The following is a 17,103-nucleotide window of genomic DNA, read 5'->3' as shown; positions in this document are numbered from 1 at the left end:
TGTGGTGCCCTATGGCGATGAGAAGAGCCGCGATCGTGGCGCCGGTCCGCACCCCGAGCGGGGTGGAGGGCGGAGCGCTGTCGGGAATGCCCGCCGAGTGGCTGGCGACGACGGTCCTTTCGGCGGTGATCGAACGCTCCGGCATCGACCCGCTGCGCATCGAGGACGTCGCCATGGCCTGCGTCGACGGCGGCCTGGCGAACGTGCCTGCCGTCGGTGCGCTGGCCGCACGAGGCGCCGGGTTGCCGTTCGCGGTGCCCGGCTTCCTCACCGACCGGCACGGCGGCAGCGGGCTGCAGGCCGTGATCACCGCGGCCATGATGGTGCAGACCGGCGCCGCCGACGTGGTGGTCGCCGGGGGAGTGGAATGCGTGACCACCCCGGCCGGACTACCCGGCGGCGTCGAGGGCCTGCACAATGCCGAAGGGCTGGCGGGCTACTACGGGATCGACCGCGCCGCGGCCGACGAATTCGCCGTGGCCAGTCATCGCAAAGCCGCGCGGGCCTGGCGCCAGGGCGCGTTCGGCGCGGAAGTGGTTCCGGTGGATGTCGGCCCGGGACACGGTGGTCACCAGATCGGCCGTGACGAAGGCGTGCGCGACGACCTGTCCACACACACCCTGGCCGGCCTGCGGCCCCTGCTGCCCGACGGCGTGGTGACGGTGGGGAACATGAGCAGCCACCGGCTCGGTGCGTCGGCCTGCCTGGTCGTCGCCGAGGACCGGCTGACCTCGCTCGGCCTGACCCCGATGGCCTTCCTCGCGGGCTGGGCCGCCGCGGGCTGTGACACCTCGGGGCCCGCGCTCGGCGCCGCACCGGCGGTCGCCAAACTGCTCGGCCGCACCGGTCACACGCTCGACGATGTCGACCTGCTCGAGATCAACGAGGGCTACGCGGTGGAGGTGCTCGCCCTGGCCACCGCCTGGGAACTCGACCCGCTCGATCGCCTCAATGTGAACGGTTCCGACATCGCGCTCGGTCACCCGGTCGGTGCGACCGGCCTGCGGATCATGACCACGATGCTGCACGAACTCGGCCGCACCGGCGGGCGATTCGGGTTGGAAGCCATCGCCCTCGGCCACGACCACGGCATCGCCGCGCTGTTCGAATCCGCCGAATCCGACGAGCCGGTCGAGACCCCACGCGGCGCCCGCTTCCACGGTGTACGCAGCAGTCGGCGATTGGGTAGACACCGCGCCTGACCGGTCGGCGGCACCGTGGGCGAGTCCCGCGGCAGTGTGTCAGGCTCGTGCGCCGCTGACAGGGATCGGCGCGGCAACCCGGAGGCTGCCGCGCCGAGGTAGTGCTCCTACTTGGTCCTCGGCCGCGAGTGGAAGCCGAGGCCCTCGTCCTGCGCACCCATCCAGGCGGCCTCGTCGGACTTGCTGTCGGGAACATAGATCGGTTCCGCCCGGCGCGGCACGGCCAGTTCCGGCGGGGGCGCCTGCTCGAAGTCCTCGGCGTCGATGACGAGCCGCTCGAGGTCGTTCTCCAATCGGCGCACGGTGGCCGCGTCGCCGTAGTTGGAGCGCAGTGCGCCGATCGATTGCCGGAGTTGGCCGACCGCGTAGCGCAGTTCCGCGATATCGCTGCGTGTCATCGTTACCTCCTGGGTATATGGCGGGCATACCGACTCGCCGGATCACGGGCACGCCCGAAAAGCTCCCGGGCCGCGCTGCACCGAGCTGTGTGACTCACCACACAACGTGATCTCCACCACAGTAACTGATCTTTTCGGTTTACGCCCGAAGTTGCTGGGGATTCGGCGGTTGCCGTCGGATAACTGTTGGATGTCAGCCCGCGATGGCGTAGCGGTTGTGAACACTCACACCGGCCCGCTCCACCAGCGCCGCGATGGCGTGGGCCACCTCCTCGGCGTGTTCGAGAATCACGCTGTGTCCGGCGCCTTCGATCCGCACCAGCTCGGCACCGGCCAGCTCCGAAGCCATCGCGATCGAATGGGTGAACGGCACCATCAGGTCGGCCGACCCGGCGAGCACCAGCGCGGGCAGGTTGCCGAAGCGGCGCAGGGTGTGCGCCTCGTCGAAAGTCAGCAGCGAGTTCAGGAAGCCCGCCATGGTGAGCAGCGCGGTCTCGTTGAGGATCGCCGTGGCGATCGCCGTCGTCCTGGTGCGCTCGCGGCCCTCGCGGATCAGGGGCCCGAACACCCAGCGTGACAGGCGCTTCGAGGCCTGCATCACCCGTGGCGCGTGGACCACCGCGCGCTGCAGGGAGGCGACGGCGTGCCGGTTGAGCAGTCTGCCGAGACCCAGCTCGGTGAGCCCGCCCGCCGCGCCCGCGATGAGGCCGACGCCGGTGACCCGCGTGCCGATGGTCTCGGGGTAGAGCCGGGCGTAGGCGAGCAGCACCATGGCGCCCATCGAGTGCCCGACGAGCACCACCGGACCGGCAGGCGCGATCGTGCGCAGCACCGCGTCGAGGTCGGCGGCGAGCTGGTCGATGGTGTAGGTGTCGTGGTGGGCGTGGCCGGATTCGCCGTGGCCGCGGTGGTCGTAGAAGACCATCTTGGTGTCGGAACTCCACCGGGTACGCAGCTGTTCGCGCAGGCGGGCCCACGATTCGGTGCGCAGGCAGTGGCCGTGCACGAAGACGACGGTCATCGGGGCGTCGGGGGAGCCGTAGGTGCGGGTGGCGATCGGCGTGCCGTCGTCGGCGACGACGGTGCAGCGGCGGGCATCGGCCGTTGTGGTGTCCATGGGCTTGGCCTCCCGGTCGGCTGCGTGCGCGGGCTGTGGTGGTGTTTCGACCTAGGTAGCCCTGGCGTTAGCCGGGCATGCCTCGCGTTATTCAGCCGATGCGCAAAAGACTCCGGCGCGGCGGTTCCCGTGATCGCAGGAATCTCTAAAGGAATCTAGGGTCTCATCTAGATGCCCGAAGAGGAGTATCGAGACGGTGTTCGTCAGCTCTCTATATTGATGTCTAGTAGAAAAGCTATAGGGCTGGATAGTTCTATACGCTGCGTAGATAGCGCCCGAAATGTGGAACCGTGAAGCCGATCGTCCCGCGCTCGGCGGAGTAGATCAGGCCCTTCTTGATGAGCCCGTCGCGGGCAGGGGAGACCGAGGCGGGCTTACGGCCCAGCTCGGCGGCGACCGCGGCCGTGGCGACCGGGCCGTCGTCCCCGGCCAGGTCGGCCATCGCCCGCATGTACTCGCGCTCCGCGGGGGTCGCGCGTTCGTAGCGCGAACCGAAGAAGCCGACGGCGAGTTCCTCCTCGGCGGCGGGGGAGGCCACGGCCACGTCCTCGGCCGTGATCGGGCTCTCGGGTGCCTGATCCCAGGCCGCCTTCCCGTACGCCTGCACGAAATACGGGTAACCGTCGGCCCTTTGGTACAGCGAATCGAGCGCCTCGGAGGTGAACTTCACCTCCTCGCGCTCGGCGGGCGCGATCAGCGCCTGATCCGCCGACTCCCGATCGAGCCGGTCGATGCGGTGATAGCTGAACAGACGCTCGGAATAGCTCTTCGATGCCGACAGCACCGCGGGCAGGTGCGGCAGGCCCGCGCCGACCACGATCAGCGGCGCGGCATCCTGGCTCAATTCGTGGCAGGCGCCGCAGATCGCCGACACATCGGCGGGCCCCAGATCTTGCATCTCGTCGATGAATATGCCGATGCCCACCCCGATCGCGGCGGCCAGCGCCGCGGCCTCCTTGAACAACTCGATCAGATCGATCTCGATATCGCCGGAATCGGCCCGGCCGGTCACCGCGGGCACATCGATACCCGGCTGCCAGCGTTCGCGCATGCCCTTGTCGGCGGTGGCGCGCAACGCGAAAGCCTTGAGGATGCCGAGGAAATCGTCGACCTGTTCCGGATTGCGATGCGCCATCGCGACCGCGCGCACCGCCATGTGCAGCGCCGAGGACAGCGGCCTGCGCAGATCCTGATCGGGCCGGGCCTCGATCTTGCCGGTACCCCAGCCGCGCGACACCGCGGCCGACCGAAGCTGATTGAGCAGCACGGTCTTTCCCACTCCGCGTAACCCGGTGAGCATCACGCTGCGCTCCGGCCGCCCGCGCGCCACCCGTTCCAGCACGATGTCGAAGGCGGCGAGTTGCTTGTCGCGCCCGGCCAATTCGGGCGGACGCTGACCGGCGCCGGGAGCATAGGGATTGCGCACGGGGTCCATGCCTGGCAACCGTAGCGCGTGTGCACGGCAGAATCTCGGTAACTCTGTGCCGTGTCCTAGATACTGCTAGCGAACCCGAGAAAGAACGGAGCCCGATGTTCGAGGAGCCAAGCTCGGAGCAACCATCGCGAGACGAGGACGCCACGTCACCGATCTACCTGACGCCCGCCCAGGTCGTCGCCGGCTGGCGGGTGCCGCCCGGCGCGCACCGGGCCGACACCATCAAGCGCGGCGTGCTGGCCGCCCTCGCGGCGGGAACCGGCGACATGAACCCCGTGGAGGCCGTCGCCCACATCGCCATCGGCCCGGTCGTCGCGGCGCTGGGCCGGCTCGAGGCCGATCTCGCCGATGCCCGCAGCCGCATCGCCGAACTCGAACAGGCGCTGCGCGACCGCGACGTGCAGTGACATCGGGAGACCGGACCGTTATCCCTCTCGACACGCCGTGGCAGCGCGCTGAACAGGGCTTTGGCGGCAGCGGGAAAACAACTTGCGGGCACCGCTGGACACCGTGGATCACAGGCCGTAATCTTCTCGTGACTTAGTGGAGTCTGTCGCTTCGTCAGAGAAGCGGCGCCATGGGTCACCGCCGAATAATCGTGTTTCCCAAGCGAACACGACAGCGCGGCGGGTGAGCAGCAAGATCGGAGACTCGTCTCGGTGGGTAAACACAGCTTGCAGCGGGATTCTCGTCTGCCGAATTCCGTCAAGGGTGCACTCGTCATGGGTGCGGTGGCCGCCACAACCGGTGCGATGCCAGCGATTTCGCAGGCCGCCACGATCAACATTCCGGGCCTCGGCAATTTCGATCTGCCGCCCGAACTCGAGCAGCCCGCCCAGCAGGTGGAAAAGCAGCTGCAGTCCATGGTCGCCCCGCAGGGCCAGGCCGCGCCGCAGCTGCCGAGCGTGCAGTTCGACAACCCCTTCGAGCAGCAGCAGCAGTCGGCGGGCAACATCGCCCTCGACGCCGCGCGCAGCAAGCTCGGTGCCTCCTACAACTGGGGCGCCGCGGGCCCGTCGAGCTTCGACTGCTCCGGTCTCGTGCAGTGGGCCTACCGCCAGGCCGGTGTCGAGCTGCCCCGCACCAGCTTCGAGCAGTCCCACGTGGGTGCGCCCGTGTCCTTCGACAACCTGCAGGCCGGTGACATCGTCATCACCAACGGTGGCGGCCACGTCGGCATCTACGCGGGCAACGGCCAGCTGCTGAACGCCGTGCAGTCGGGCACCCCGGTGTCCTACACCCAGCTCTCCGCCGACGACGTCGTAACGGCACGCCGTATCGTCTAAGGGGTGTCCCCAGCGGAACAACGATCACCCGACCAGGCCCGCGTCGACGCGTGGACCTGGTCGGTTCGTCTGTTCAAGACCCGGTCGGCGGCGGCCGACGCCTGCCGCGCCGGGCACGTGCGCGTCAACGGGGTGACGGTGAAACCCGCCCAGCCGGTGCGTCGCGGTGACGAGATCAGGATCCGGCACGCCGGGACGGAACGCATCGTCGTGGTCGAGCAGATCATCCACAAGCGCGTCGGCCCACCCGTGGCCGCCCAGTGCCTGATCGACCGCAGTCCACCGCCCCCACCGAAGGAAATCCTTGCCACCTTGCCGCGCCGCGATCGTGGTGCGGGCAGGCCGACGAAACGCGAACGCCGCGAGACGGACCGGCTGATGGGACGCACCGACTGATAGCCCGGTATTCGCTGGATGTGGATGCGGAATCATTGCGGTGGTCGGTCGTCGCCGCCATCGCCTACGGTGGCACTCATGGGTGAGCACAGAGCTATGTTGACGACGCTTCTCACCTGTGGTGTCGCCGCGATCTCCTCGGGCCCACGGCTGCTGTGGCCACGCGGCGCCGACACCCGCTTCCTCGCCGCCCTCGAGCAGACGCCACTGCCACCGGCGCGCCACACCGTCTCGCTCGCCGCGCTCACCCAGGCCGAGTTGTCGGCACCGACGGCGGCGGTCGTCGAGGGCACGCGGACGTTGCGCTGCACGCCGCTCACCATGTCGGCCTTCCTGATCCGCCACCCCGAGGCCACCTTCCTGGTCGACCCCGCCCTCTGCGCAGGCGTGCACCAGCGGGTGCTGCCCGAACTCCCCTTCCCCATCGCGCGCGTTGTCGCCCTCGACGACCCCGTGCGCGGGCTGAGCGAGGCACTCGCCGACCACGAGCTCACCGGCGCCGACATCGACTTCGTGCTGCCCACCCACCTGCACTGGGATCACGTCTCCGGGCTCTACGAGTTGCCCGGCTGGGTGCCTATCCGCGTGCCGGGAGCCGAATATCGCTGGGCCATGGGCGATTCCGGTCCGCCGTTCGCCGTGGCGCGTGGCCCGCTGCGTGGACGGGTGTTCGACCTGTACGACCTCGACGGCCCACCGGTACTCACCTTCCGTCGCAGCCACGACCTGTTCGGCGACGGCTCTGTTCTCATCGTCGACCTGGTCGGCCACACGCCCGGCAGCGTCGGCGTACTCCTGGCGGTCGACGACGGCAGCCGCGTGCTGCTGGCGGGTGACGCGGTGTGGAGCAGGCGGCAGATCGAACTGATCCGCGAAAAGGCGCCGATTCCCGGCGATTTCGTCGACCACGACCGCACCGCCGCGTTCGAGACCATCCACCGCCTGCACGCCCTGCCACCGGAGATCGAAGTGATCCCCGCCCACGACCGCGCCGCCGTCAACGCCCGCGTCACCGCATCCTGACCCGGCGAGCAGCTCAACCGGCCGCGAGTCCTTCGGCGACGCTGGAATACCTGGGCTGCCAACCCAATTCCGCGTGCGCGAGTTCGCTGGAGATCCGCATCGACGTATCACCCATCAGCGCGGCGATATAGGGCACACCGAGCCGAACCAGCCACAGCGGCAACCGGATCGGCCGCGGCGCCTGCTTGCTGTGCCGCACCAGACGGAAGAACTCACCCCAGGTGATCGGGGTGTCGTCGGCGAGGTTGTAGGCACGACCGGCCACTCCACGTTCCAGCGCCGCCACCGTCGCGGCGGCGGCGTCTTCCACATGCAGCCAGCTGTTCACCCCGCCCTCGCCGAGGGGCCCGACCGGCTGACGCTTGCGCATCATGTCGCCGAAGAGGTCGCTGAACGCGCCCGGACCGTAGAACAGCCCGTAGCGCAACGCGATCGCCTCGAGTCCGGACGCCGCGAACGCCTGCTCCTCCGCCGACACGCACGCCCGCACGACTTCGTCGGCCACGCCGCCGTCGTACACGCCGAACGTGTCGCGCTCGGTGAGCGGAACCGTGCCGTGGTCGCGGTAGCCGTAGCCGAGGATCAGCGACTGGGTGAGAAAGCGCCGGGCACCGACCAGCTCTGCCGCCTCGAGCAGATGGGCGGAGCCGACGGTGCGCAACAGGCCGGTCGGATCGTCGGCGGGGATGCGGCGCTGAGGCTTGGCATCGCGCAGCGCGGTGGCCTGGTGGATCACCGCATCGGCGCGCACACCGTCCAGGGCGCGCAGCAGCCCCTCGCGATCGAGGACGTCGGCGGTGACGGGCTCGGCACCGAGTTCGCGAACCAGCCCGTGGTTGGCCGGGTTGCGCACGATGGCGGTGACGGCGTGCCCGTGGGCGGTGAGTGCGCGGATCAGAGGGCGCCCGATGGCACCGGTCGCCCCGGCGAGCAGAACCTGCATGATCGTTCCTTCCGGTGAGGTGGTTCCTTGCTTCCTGGACGGGACGCGGCGTCGTGATGTGACGGTCTGTGACCCGGTTCACGCTGGTCAAAGGCGACTGCGAGATTGGGTGATGTCACGGCGGTTCCACGGCGTGTCGGTGTGTATCGTGCGGCTCATGCGAGTCGACGGGCGGGAGATCCCGGTCACGGGGAGTCTCCTGCAGCCGAGGATCAGGCGGACGAGTGACATCGTCCGGGTGGTCGCGGCGTCGTTGGGCGTCGGCGTGGTGGTGGCGGGTTCGCTCATCACCCGGCCCGAATGGCTGGCGCTGGAACGGTCCGTCGCCAAGATCGTCGACTTCCTCAGTCCCGAGCAGTCGACGCTGGTCTATCTGATCTACGGGATGCTCATCCTGGCGTTGCCGTTCGCCATCTTCATCGAACTCGTGGTGCGCCGACAGTGGAAACTGCTCTTCGGTTACGGCGCGGCGGGATTGCTCGCGGTGCTGGCACTGTCGATCACCGGGGCGGGCATCTCCACGCCCAAATGGCATCTGCCGGTGCCCGACCGGTTCGACACGTTCCTTTCCCAGTTCCTCGACGATCCGCGCTGGATCGCCATGCTCGCCGCCATGCTCACCGTGTCGAGCCCGTGGTTGCCGGTGCGGCCGAGGCGCTGGATGTGGTTTCTGCTGCTGATGTTCGCGCCGATCCACCTGGTGGTGAGTTCGGTGGTGCCCGCGCGGGCGATGCTCGGCCTGGTCGTCGGCTGGCTTGTCGGCGCCGTGATCGTCTGGCTGGTCGGCACACCCGCGCTCGAGGTGCCCCTCGACGCTGCGGTGCGCGTGCTGGCCGCACGCGGGTACACGGTGAACTCGTTCCGGGTGGTGCGCCCCGCCGGTCGCGGGCCGCTGCTGCTCGCCACCGCCGTCGACGGGCCCGAATCCGAACTCATCGTCGAGCTGTACGGCAAGAACCAGCGCAGTTTCGGTGCCATCCGCCAGCTGTGGCGCTGGCTCACCTTCCGCTCCAGCGAGACCGCGCCACTGCACGGCTCGCTGCACCGGGCGGTGGAACATCGCGCGCTGCTCGGTATCGCCATCGGTGATCTCGGTATGGCCTCGGCGCATCAGGTCGCGGTGGCGAGCCTGAACCGTGGCTGGATGCTGTACGCGCACACCGTGCCTCGCGGCACACCCTTGCGCAAGCTCTCCGCGCAGGTGCTGCCCGGGGTGTGGCGCTCGCTGGTCCGCCTGCACGACAACCAGATCAGCCACGGCGACCTGCGCCCCGACCATGTGCGAATGTGCCAGGGCGACACCCTGTTCAACGGTTTCGCCGCCGCCGAATTCGGTGCGTCGGACTCCCAGCGCCAAACCGACATCGCGCAACTGCTCGTGTCGACCACCGCGCTGTTCGGCAAGCACGAGGCCGTGTCGGCGGCCGTCGGCGTACTCGGCGAGAGCGCCGTCGTCACCGCCGCGAGCAGGCTCACCAAATCGGCCATGCCTGCGGGCATCCGCAAGACGGTGCCGAAATGGGCCAAGGTGATGGCCACCGCGCGGGAAGAGGTGCGTGAACAGACCGGTCACGACCGCATCGGCTCCGAACAGCTCACCCGGTTCACCCGCAACCAGGTGATCCAGCTGGTGCTGCTCGTCGCGCTCGTCTACGTGGCCTACCCGTTCTTCAGCCAGGTGCCCACGTTCTTCAGCCAGCTGCGCACCCTGAATTGGTGGTGGGCGCTGCTGGGCCTGGTCATCACCGCGTTCACCTATGTCGGTGCGGCGGCCGCGCTCGGTGCCTGTGCCGACGGGCTGGTCAGGGTCCGCGACCTGTTCCTCGAACAGTTCGCCAACACCTTCGTCGCCACCACCACCCCGGCCGGTGTCGGCGGACTCGCCCTGAGCGTGCGGTTCCTCGTGCAGGCGGGCATGTCGACCGCGCGCGCCACCGGAGCCGTCGCCTTGCAGCAGTCCATGCAGGTGCTCACCCACCTGGTGCTGCTCGTGGTGTTCAGTGTCGTCGCGGGCACCTCGACCAACCTCGCCCACATCGTGCCCGACGCCACCGTGCTGTACCTGGCCGCCGGGGTGGGCGTCGGGTTGATCGGCGCGTTCACGTTCGTACCGAAACTGCGCCGCTGGGTGAACCATTCGGTGTGGCCGCAGATCCGGGAGGTGGTGGGCGAGGTCGTCGCCCTCGCCCGCAACCCGGTGCGGTTCTCCGTGATCGTCGGTGGGTCGGCGGTGATCACGCTCGGCAAGGCGTTCGTGCTGTGGGTGAGCGTCGAGGCCTTCGGCGGCGGAACCGATTTCGTCGCCGTCACGATCGTCACCATGATCGGCGGCACCCTCGCCTCGGCCGCGCCGACCCCCGGCGGTGTCGGTGCGGTGGAAGCGGCCCTGATCGGTGGTCTTGCCGCCTTCGGGGTGCCCGCCGAGATCGCGGTGCCCGCCGTGCTGCTCTATCGCGTGCTCACCTGCTGGATCCCGGTGGCGCTCGGCTGGCCGATCATGCGCTGGATGGGCGAGAAGAACATGATCTAGTTCGCCCGCAGCGCGATGGTGAGCCCGTCCTTCTCGCAGATCGACGGGACGGCCGGGTCGGGCTGGGCGTGGCAGTCCCAGCCGTCGACGTCGAGCTCGTCGGACGGCTGGATCGTCGTCACGTAGGTGGAGGCGACGTTGATCGCCTCGGTGCAGCCGGGGCGGCCCTCCGGCGAGCCGACGGCGATCACCGTGCGGGTGCCGCCGACGGCGTCGGTGACCGGCCCGCAGTCCACGTCCTCGACGGGCTCGTCGGGGGCCGAGCTCGTGGTCCTCGACGCGGTGGAAGTCGCCCTTGTCGTGCTCGATGCCGCTGCGCGGGTCGGCTCGACGATCTTACTCGGCGGGGCGACCACCTGGGCCGATGTGGTCGGCGCGACGGTGCTGCTCGGATGTGCGGACTGGTTGCCGGAGTCCTCACCACAGCCGGAGGCTCCGGCGATCACGGTGAGCGCGGCGACCGCGCACACGACGAAATGAATCTGCTTCAACGCATCCTCCAGAGTCTGGGGTCCCGCCGATACGTGCGCATTCAATCACGATGCGGCGCAACGCTGTCTGATCCGCGCGCAGCAGAATCGGGAATTCTCGCTGCCCGAATCGCCGGTTGCCTGCCGGTCGCTGAACATGCCGGTCGGTCGGATCGGTTTGCTGATCGGCCGGGGTGGGGAATCACCGCGAGGATTGCCGACCGTGCCAAGCGTCGTATCCAGCGCCTAAGCTGTCTGGGACGTAGCCGGATCATGACCGAGAGGTGTTGCTTCGATGGGATCCCGGACGGTGGTCGCCGACGTCGCCGACGAGCTGGCCCGCCGTGTCGCCACCGGCGAGTACCGGCCGGGCGAGCTGATGCCCTCGGTGCGCCAGGTCGCGGACGAATTCGGGATGAACCGGGCCACCGCCCAGCTCACCCTCGGCAGGCTCGAGTCCTACGGCTTCGTCGAGGCGCGCCGTGGCAAGGGCTTCACCATTCGCGATGTGCGCTCCGAAGGCGGGATGGACGCCTACCGGCACCTGTTCCGCTTCTCCCTGTCGGCGCCCGAGATCGCGGCGGAGATGTTCGCCGACATCGTCGAGGTGGAACGCGGCATCGTGCTCGAGGCGCTGCTCACCTACACCGGCGCGGCGAAAACGCTCGACCACCGCGAACTCGCCGCAACCGTCGACGAGCTCGAGGCGCTCGCCCGCCACGCCGTGCCCGACTATCCGCGCATCATCGCCACCGAGATCGCCCTGATCCGGCGGGTGCTCGGTGCGCTCGGGATGAGCATGCAACGCGCGGTGCTCAATACGATCGGTGACATGGTCGCCGAGGTGCCCGAGGCGGTCACCGCCTACTTCGCCGTCGCCGCCGACCTGCACGTGCTCGTCTGGCGTGCGCTGCTCGCGGTGTGGGAGTCGGGCTCCGAGCCGACAGAGGCGCAATCGGCCCTGTTCGTCGACCTTTTCGCGCTGTACCACGAGAAGGTGATCGCCCGGTTCGACGATCTGCTCGGCATCACCGGCCCCGCTGCCGAGGCCGAATCAGCCTGAGCTGTCTGGGTCGCCGTGGCGGCGGGCCTCGGCGGCGTGCCGCGCGTCGGCCGTGTGATGCCATGGCAGGTGCGCTCTGGGCACGATCGAATCGAGGATCGGTCCGACGTGCGGCGGGTAGGACGCCCGCAGGCCCGAACCGACCATCACACCCAGCGCGATCGACATCACCGACAGCAATGCCGAGGCAATCACTTCCAGCCCGCCGCTCGCGGCCCCACCGTGGGTGCGCATCACCAGCTCCGAGATGCCCGTGAGGCTGATGCCGCCGGGCACGAGCATCCAGAACGCGGGCAGGAACGCCACCTGCGTCGGCGGTGCGTTCTTGCGGTTGCGGATCAGGTAGGCCGCGGGCACGGCGACGAGTCCGCCGAGAAACGTGCCGGTCAGCGGGCCCGACAGGGCCTTACCGGCGAACTGCGCGAGATAGGTGATGTAGAGGACGAGCAGCAGCCAGCCCACCGAATTCTGCGGCGCGCTCGACCGCCACGAATGCCCGTACCCGATCAGCAGTACCCCGAGCAGCGGTGCCCACCAACCCAATTGGGCCGAACTCACCGGAACCGTCTGCAACTGCCCGAGCAGACTGATGCCCACGAACAGCCCGAAGGCCAGCAGGAACAGCATGTTGATGCCGTAGACGAGCCGACTGGCCCCAGCGACCATCGACCCGGTCGACAGCTCGATCGTGCCGTTGGTGAGCATCGCCCCGGGCAGCAGCGTCGCCACGGCGGGGATCAGCAACTGCTGCGGCTGACCACCGGCCAGCGCCCCGGGGAACCCGAACGACAGCATCGCGACCACGGCCGCCGCGACCACCGGCAGCGACGACTTCAGCAGGCGGAACCGGTCGGCCAGCTGGGTGAGCAACCCGACGATCAGCCCGAGCACCACGTACCCGACCAGGGCCCGCGCCCCGGGATTGAGCATCATGCCGATCCCGACCGTCAGCACCACATGACCGAGCAGGATCACCAACGGCGGACTGCCCGGTTTCGCCGACAGGATCTTGTCGAGGTCGGCCGACGCCTCGGCCGGCGGCGGCGCGTCCTGCTCGATCTTGTCGATGAGCTTGTAGAGCCCGGCGATCTGGTCGAGCGGCAGGGTGCCGACCCGCGCGTCGAGCATGTCGACCGCGGATCCCTCGCGCGTACGAACGCGCACGAACACCGCCGTGGGCAGCACCATGAAATGGATGTTGTCGGTGGCGTATCGCTTGGACAGCCGGTCGAGGATCTGCTGCACGCCCTGGGAGGTCTCGCCCGAGCCGACCAGCGCCACGCCGAGGCGGCACAGCAGGTTCAGCAGGTCGGCCGGTACCGGTGGGTCGTCCACCGGCGCCGGCCGGCCGGGGTACTGCGCGCGGGTGGTCGCCACGGCCTCGGCGACCCGCTTGCGCGCCGCCGCCCACGTGCTGATCCTGTGTTCGGAAGCCATGTCACCGCCGTCCGCAACCGTTGGGCACTGTGCACCTGGGTGAGATACCGCGAGTCTAGGCGAGCAGTGCCGTCGCGACGGTGTGGCGCCGGCAACCTACCGGCATCCGTACGGTCAGGAGTTCAGGGTGTTGAGCCGATCGCACGCGGTGACGTATTCGTTCACCAGTCGCTCGATCACATCGGCGCTGCGCTCCACCTTGTTCATCATGCCGACCACCTGGCCCACCGGATTGAAGTTCACGTCCTTGGCGGCCTCGGGGTAGCGGTGGCCGCGCTTGACGCCGTCGAGGGCCACCATCATCTGCAGCGGCATCGGCAGCGGGTCGGGAGTGCCGGTCGACTCCCAGGCGTCGGTCCAGTCGTTGCGCAGCATGCGGCACGGCTTGCCCGTCCACGACCGCGAGCGGATGGTGGAGTGGCTGTCGGCCTCGAGGTAGGTCTCCATCTGCGCGGGCGGCACATTGGCCTCCTCCACGGTGAGCCACAGCGAGCCTGTCCACGCGCCCGCCGCGCCCATCGCCAGCGCCGCCGCGACCTGCGCGCCGTTGCCGATACCACCGGCGGCCAGCACCGGAGTGTCACCGATCGCCTCGAACACCTGCGGCCACAGCACCAGCGAGGACACCTCGCCGCAGTGCCCGCCGCCCTCGGTGCCCTGGCACACCACGAAGTCGAGGCCCGCGGCCTTGTGGTTCATGGCGTGCTTCACCGAACCGCACAGCGCGCCGATCACCCGGCCGGAGTCCTGGATGCGCTTGATGACATCGTCGGGCGGGGTGCCGAGCGCGTTGGCGACGAGCTTGGCCTTGGGATGGTTCAGGATGACGTCGACCTGCGGGCCCGCGGTGGTCGCGGTCCAGCCGAGCAGCTCGTTGTGGTGTTCGCCGTCGGGCAGCGGCGGCACGTTGTGGTCGGCGAGGATCTGCTGGGCGAAGTCGCGATGGCCCTGCGGAACCATCTGCGCCAGTTGCTTCTCCAGCTGTTCGGGGGTCAGCCCGTCGACACCCTTGCCCTCGTACTTCGAGGGAATCACCAGGTCGACGCCGTAGATGCCGTTGACGTGTTCATCGAGCCAAGCCAGCTCCACCTCGAGCTGTTCGGCGGTGAAGCCGACCGCGCCGAGCACCCCGAGTCCGCCCGCATTGCTCACCGCCGCCACGACGTCGCGGCAGTGGGTGAAGGCGAAGATCGGGAATTCGATGCCGAGCTGTTCGCAGAATTCGGTACGCATACCGAACTGTAACACGTTCTAGTTTGGTGGAGAATGCCCAATTTCTAGAGTGCCGCGTCCTCCAGCGCCGACAGCGATTCCTCCAGGTGATCGAGCAATCGATGCAGGTCGGGCAGGGTGCGGCGGCACCCGACCAGACCGAAATCGAGGTTGTCGGCATTGGAGGTGAGGGTGATGTTCACGGCCTGGCTGTCCAGTGGGATGGAGAGTGGGAAGACCGCGTCCAGGCGCGCGCCGTTCCAGTACATCGATTCGCGCGGACCGGGCACATTGGAGATGACGATGTTGAACGGCGGCGCCGTCATCGACGCGAACCCCGGGAGCAGCATCGCCGCCATCGGGCTCACCACCGCACCCGACACGGCGAGCGTCTGCAGCGGACCGAGCCCGTGATACACCTGCTTGTTGCGCCGCATCGAATCACTCACCACCCGAAGGCGTTCCGCCGGGTCCTCGATATCGGTACCGAGATTGCACAGCAGCGCAGCCACTTTCACGCCCTGTGTGTCCAGGTCGTCCTCGTCGCGCAACGACACCGGAACCATCGCGATCAGCGGCTTGTCCGGTAAGGCGTTGTGCTCGAGCAGGTATGCGCGCAGCGCGCCCGCCGACATCGCGAGCACCACATCGTTGAGCGTGGTGCCGGTCGACTTCTTCACCTGCTTGAGCCGGTCCATCGACCAGCTGCGCACCGCGCACTTGCGGGCGCCGCCGATCGGCACGTTGAGCATGGTGCGTGGCGCCTCGAACGGGAGGGTGAGCTGCTGCTCGAGCAGCCCGGTCCTGGTGGCTTTCAGCAGCGCGGCCGCCGAGGAACTCGCCGACGACAGCGCGCCGAGCAGTCCCGTCTTCGGCTGCGCGGTCCGCGGCGTGCGCTCCTTGCGTGGCAGGTTCCACGGAACCGTCACCTCGGTCGCGAACGGATCGGTGGTGAGGGTGCGCTGCATGATCCGCTGGGCGGAGACGCCGTCGATCAGCGCGTGGTGCATCTTCGCGTACAAGGCGAAGCGGCCGTCGGCCAGACCCTCGATGAAATGCATCTCCCACATCGGGCGGTGCCGGTCGAGCAGCGCGCTGTGCAGGGTCGAGACGTGGTCGAGCAACTGGTCCATCCCGCCGGGCGCGGGCAGTGCGCTGTGCTGCAGGTGATAGTCCAGGTCGACCTCGTCGTCCTCGGTCCACGCCAGCTGTGGAGCACCCAGCCAGGTGGCGGGCCGCCTGCTGAAGGTTGGTCGAACGCTGTTGTCGGCCAGTAAGGTTTCGCGGAGTTCGCGAAGATAGTCGGGCCCGGCATCCTCGGGCGGTTCGAACAGTTGCAGTGACCCGACGTGCATCGGGTGTTCCCGAGATTCCGCGAGCAAGAACAGCGCATCCAACGGCGCTATGAGATCCATGCGAGATCGCCCCCTGACGACAGGTGATGGCAAAGATTTCAGATGATCGACCACGCTGTCGGGTACGGCACCCCTGCGTGCCGTATGTATCCACGCTACCCGGTGGTGCGGGGTGCCGTCAGCCGAACGTCGCGACCCTGCCGAACTCCACAGCGCACCACTGTTTCACCTCGTGCGGGGAAACAGTGGTCCGGACGAGGTTGCACCGGGCTGCGAATCAGTGCGTCCGCCGGGCTCGCATGCGATGGCGGATCAGGCCCTGACCGTTTCGGCTGCGCGTGGGTCGGCCGCATCGCGCGGATCATCGTCCAGTGCTTCGCTCGGGTGCTCTGATTCCGCGAGCGGCTGAGTCTCGGCGACCTGTTCGGGTTCGGCCTGGACATCAGCGGATTGCTGTGGCGCGGACGGTGGCTGCTGCGGCTCCACGGACTCGGGTGCATCGGAATGTGCTGTCGGCGGCGGGGTTTCGGCAACGGGCCGCACCGGTACCGGAGCCGGTTCCGCGCCTACGGTTTTCGAGGCGATCTCGATCCCGAGTTCGATCCGCGTGGTCTCCACCAGCGCCCGCTCCTGCTCGGCCGCATGCCGCATCGCCTTCTGCCACAGCGACGCCATCTCCTCGAGCTCCTCCACCGTCGCCTCCACATCGATGTGGAGCTTCAGGCGCTGCATGGTGATGTGCTGGGCGACGGTGAGCGTGCGCAACAGGTCTTCACACTTGTTGGGGATGCGGCGATGGGCAACCACCCGCAACCGAGTGAGCATCCCGCTCGGGCCACCCCAGATCAGCTTGTGGATCTGCGCGCCCGCATTGTCGATCTCCTCGGTCGTCAGCAGTTCCCAATCGCCACAGCTGGCCAGATCGGCCCGCACCGACGCCGAGGTCTCCAGGATCGAAGCGACCGCGGCGAGCACGGCCTCGCGCCGCCACGCCTCGTGATCGCGTTGGTCGCCGACCATGTTCGACAGCTCGACGTGGCGTTGCGCGGCGTCGAGCGCCTGCCTGCCACGCTCGTCGGCCGAGGCGATCGCGTCGCGGTGGGTTCGGTTGTTGGCGAGCACGCCGACCAGAACTGCGCCGGCGACGGGGAGCGAGCCGAGGAGTGGGAGCCACTGAGTCACCCGCCGATCATTGCACCGAGGCCCGTCACAGTCACCATGATCGGCGCGTCGGAC

General features: G+C 68.6%; 16 protein-coding genes. 7 read left to right on the top strand and 9 right to left on the bottom strand.

From position 1 onward, the window contains the following. The first annotated feature begins 17 nt into the window (after positions 1-17). Positions 18-1,202 (top strand): thiolase family protein, encoded by a 1,185-nt coding sequence (locus tag ACWEVR_RS16640; RefSeq protein WP_084457523.1) that lies wholly within the window; start codon positions 18-20, stop codon positions 1,200-1,202. 107 nt (positions 1,203-1,309) lie between these two features. On the opposite strand, the gene ACWEVR_RS16635 is transcribed toward ACWEVR_RS16640, so the two are convergent. From ACWEVR_RS16635 to ACWEVR_RS16625, 3 genes are all read right to left on the bottom strand, one after another. Then, on the bottom strand, positions 1,310-1,600 hold the full coding sequence (locus ACWEVR_RS16635; RefSeq protein ID WP_067497270.1) for a hypothetical protein: 291 nt from the start codon (positions 1,598-1,600) through the stop codon (positions 1,310-1,312). 193 nt (positions 1,601-1,793) lie between these two features. Beyond that, positions 1,794-2,717 carry an alpha/beta fold hydrolase gene (locus ACWEVR_RS16630; protein ID WP_452467616.1) on the bottom strand — a complete coding sequence of 308 codons (924 nt, stop codon included), beginning with the start codon at positions 2,715-2,717 and terminating at the stop codon, positions 1,794-1,796. Positions 2,718-2,970: 253 nt separating this feature from the next. Then, a complete protein-coding gene (locus ACWEVR_RS16625) occupies positions 2,971-4,152 on the bottom strand; it encodes an AAA family ATPase (protein WP_067497266.1) in 1,182 nt (393 codons plus the stop codon). Positions 4,153-4,247: 95 nt separating this feature from the next. Between ACWEVR_RS16625 and ACWEVR_RS16620 the strand changes: the two genes are divergently transcribed. The 4 genes from ACWEVR_RS16620 to ACWEVR_RS16605 all read left to right on the top strand — a co-directional run bounded on the left by ACWEVR_RS16620 (position 4,248) and on the right by ACWEVR_RS16605 (position 6,857). Then, entirely contained in the window at positions 4,248-4,559 is a 312-nt protein-coding gene (locus ACWEVR_RS16620) for a hypothetical protein (protein ID WP_452467615.1), read from the top strand. 315 nt (positions 4,560-4,874) lie between these two features. Further along, complete coding sequence (locus tag ACWEVR_RS16615) at positions 4,875-5,438, top strand: C40 family peptidase (protein ID WP_067497265.1); 564 nt, start codon at positions 4,875-4,877, stop codon at positions 5,436-5,438. A gap of 3 nt (positions 5,439-5,441) precedes the next feature. Next, the gene (locus ACWEVR_RS16610) at positions 5,442-5,834 is read left to right on the top strand and encodes an RNA-binding S4 domain-containing protein (protein WP_357150740.1); all 393 of its coding nucleotides are present in this window, start codon (positions 5,442-5,444) and stop codon (positions 5,832-5,834) included. Between the two features lie 78 nt (positions 5,835-5,912). Next, complete coding sequence (locus ACWEVR_RS16605; protein WP_452467614.1) at positions 5,913-6,857, top strand: MBL fold metallo-hydrolase; 945 nt, start codon at positions 5,913-5,915, stop codon at positions 6,855-6,857. A gap of 13 nt (positions 6,858-6,870) precedes the next feature. On the opposite strand, the gene ACWEVR_RS16600 is transcribed toward ACWEVR_RS16605, so the two are convergent. Next, positions 6,871-7,800: an NAD-dependent epimerase/dehydratase family protein gene (locus ACWEVR_RS16600; RefSeq protein WP_452467613.1), complete on the bottom strand. Its 930-nt coding sequence runs from the start codon at positions 7,798-7,800 to the stop codon at positions 6,871-6,873. Positions 7,801-7,957: 157 nt separating this feature from the next. Here ACWEVR_RS16600 and ACWEVR_RS16595 point away from each other — a divergent pair, with 157 nt between their 5' ends. Next, positions 7,958-10,330: a flippase-like domain-containing protein gene (locus ACWEVR_RS16595; RefSeq protein WP_452467612.1), complete on the top strand. Its 2,373-nt coding sequence runs from the start codon at positions 7,958-7,960 to the stop codon at positions 10,328-10,330. On the opposite strand, the gene ACWEVR_RS16590 is transcribed toward ACWEVR_RS16595, so the two are convergent. Continuing rightward, on the bottom strand, positions 10,327-10,821 hold the full coding sequence (locus tag ACWEVR_RS16590; protein WP_452467611.1) for a hypothetical protein: 495 nt from the start codon (positions 10,819-10,821) through the stop codon (positions 10,327-10,329). The two genes, ACWEVR_RS16595 and ACWEVR_RS16590, sit on opposite strands and share 4 nt — an antisense overlap. Before the next feature lie 274 nt (positions 10,822-11,095). Between ACWEVR_RS16590 and ACWEVR_RS16585 the strand changes: the two genes are divergently transcribed. Beyond that, positions 11,096-11,863, top strand: coding sequence for a GntR family transcriptional regulator (locus tag ACWEVR_RS16585; protein WP_439265826.1), 768 nt, complete (start codon positions 11,096-11,098; stop codon positions 11,861-11,863). Here the strand turns inward: ACWEVR_RS16585 and ACWEVR_RS16580 are convergent. The 4 genes from ACWEVR_RS16580 to ACWEVR_RS16565 all read right to left on the bottom strand — a co-directional run bounded on the left by ACWEVR_RS16580 (position 11,855) and on the right by ACWEVR_RS16565 (position 17,049). Beyond that, positions 11,855-13,300, bottom strand: coding sequence for a threonine/serine ThrE exporter family protein (locus ACWEVR_RS16580; protein WP_452467610.1), 1,446 nt, complete (start codon positions 13,298-13,300; stop codon positions 11,855-11,857). The two genes, ACWEVR_RS16585 and ACWEVR_RS16580, sit on opposite strands and share 9 nt — an antisense overlap. A gap of 114 nt (positions 13,301-13,414) precedes the next feature. Then, positions 13,415-14,533: an NAD(P)H-dependent flavin oxidoreductase gene (locus tag ACWEVR_RS16575; protein WP_452467609.1), complete on the bottom strand. Its 1,119-nt coding sequence runs from the start codon at positions 14,531-14,533 to the stop codon at positions 13,415-13,417. A 44-nt stretch (positions 14,534-14,577) separates the two neighbouring features. Then, a complete protein-coding gene (locus ACWEVR_RS16570) occupies positions 14,578-15,927 on the bottom strand; it encodes a WS/DGAT/MGAT family O-acyltransferase (protein WP_452467608.1) in 1,350 nt (449 codons plus the stop codon). 252 nt (positions 15,928-16,179) lie between these two features. Further along, positions 16,180-17,049 carry a hypothetical protein gene (locus ACWEVR_RS16565; protein ID WP_452467607.1) on the bottom strand — a complete coding sequence of 290 codons (870 nt, stop codon included), beginning with the start codon at positions 17,047-17,049 and terminating at the stop codon, positions 16,180-16,182. Positions 17,050-17,103: the final 54 nt, after the last annotated feature.

It is taken from the genome of Nocardia sp. NPDC003979 (assembly GCF_053605015.1).
Note: the sequence above shows the minus strand (reverse complement) of the source record. Positions and strands in the feature narration are given on the sequence as shown.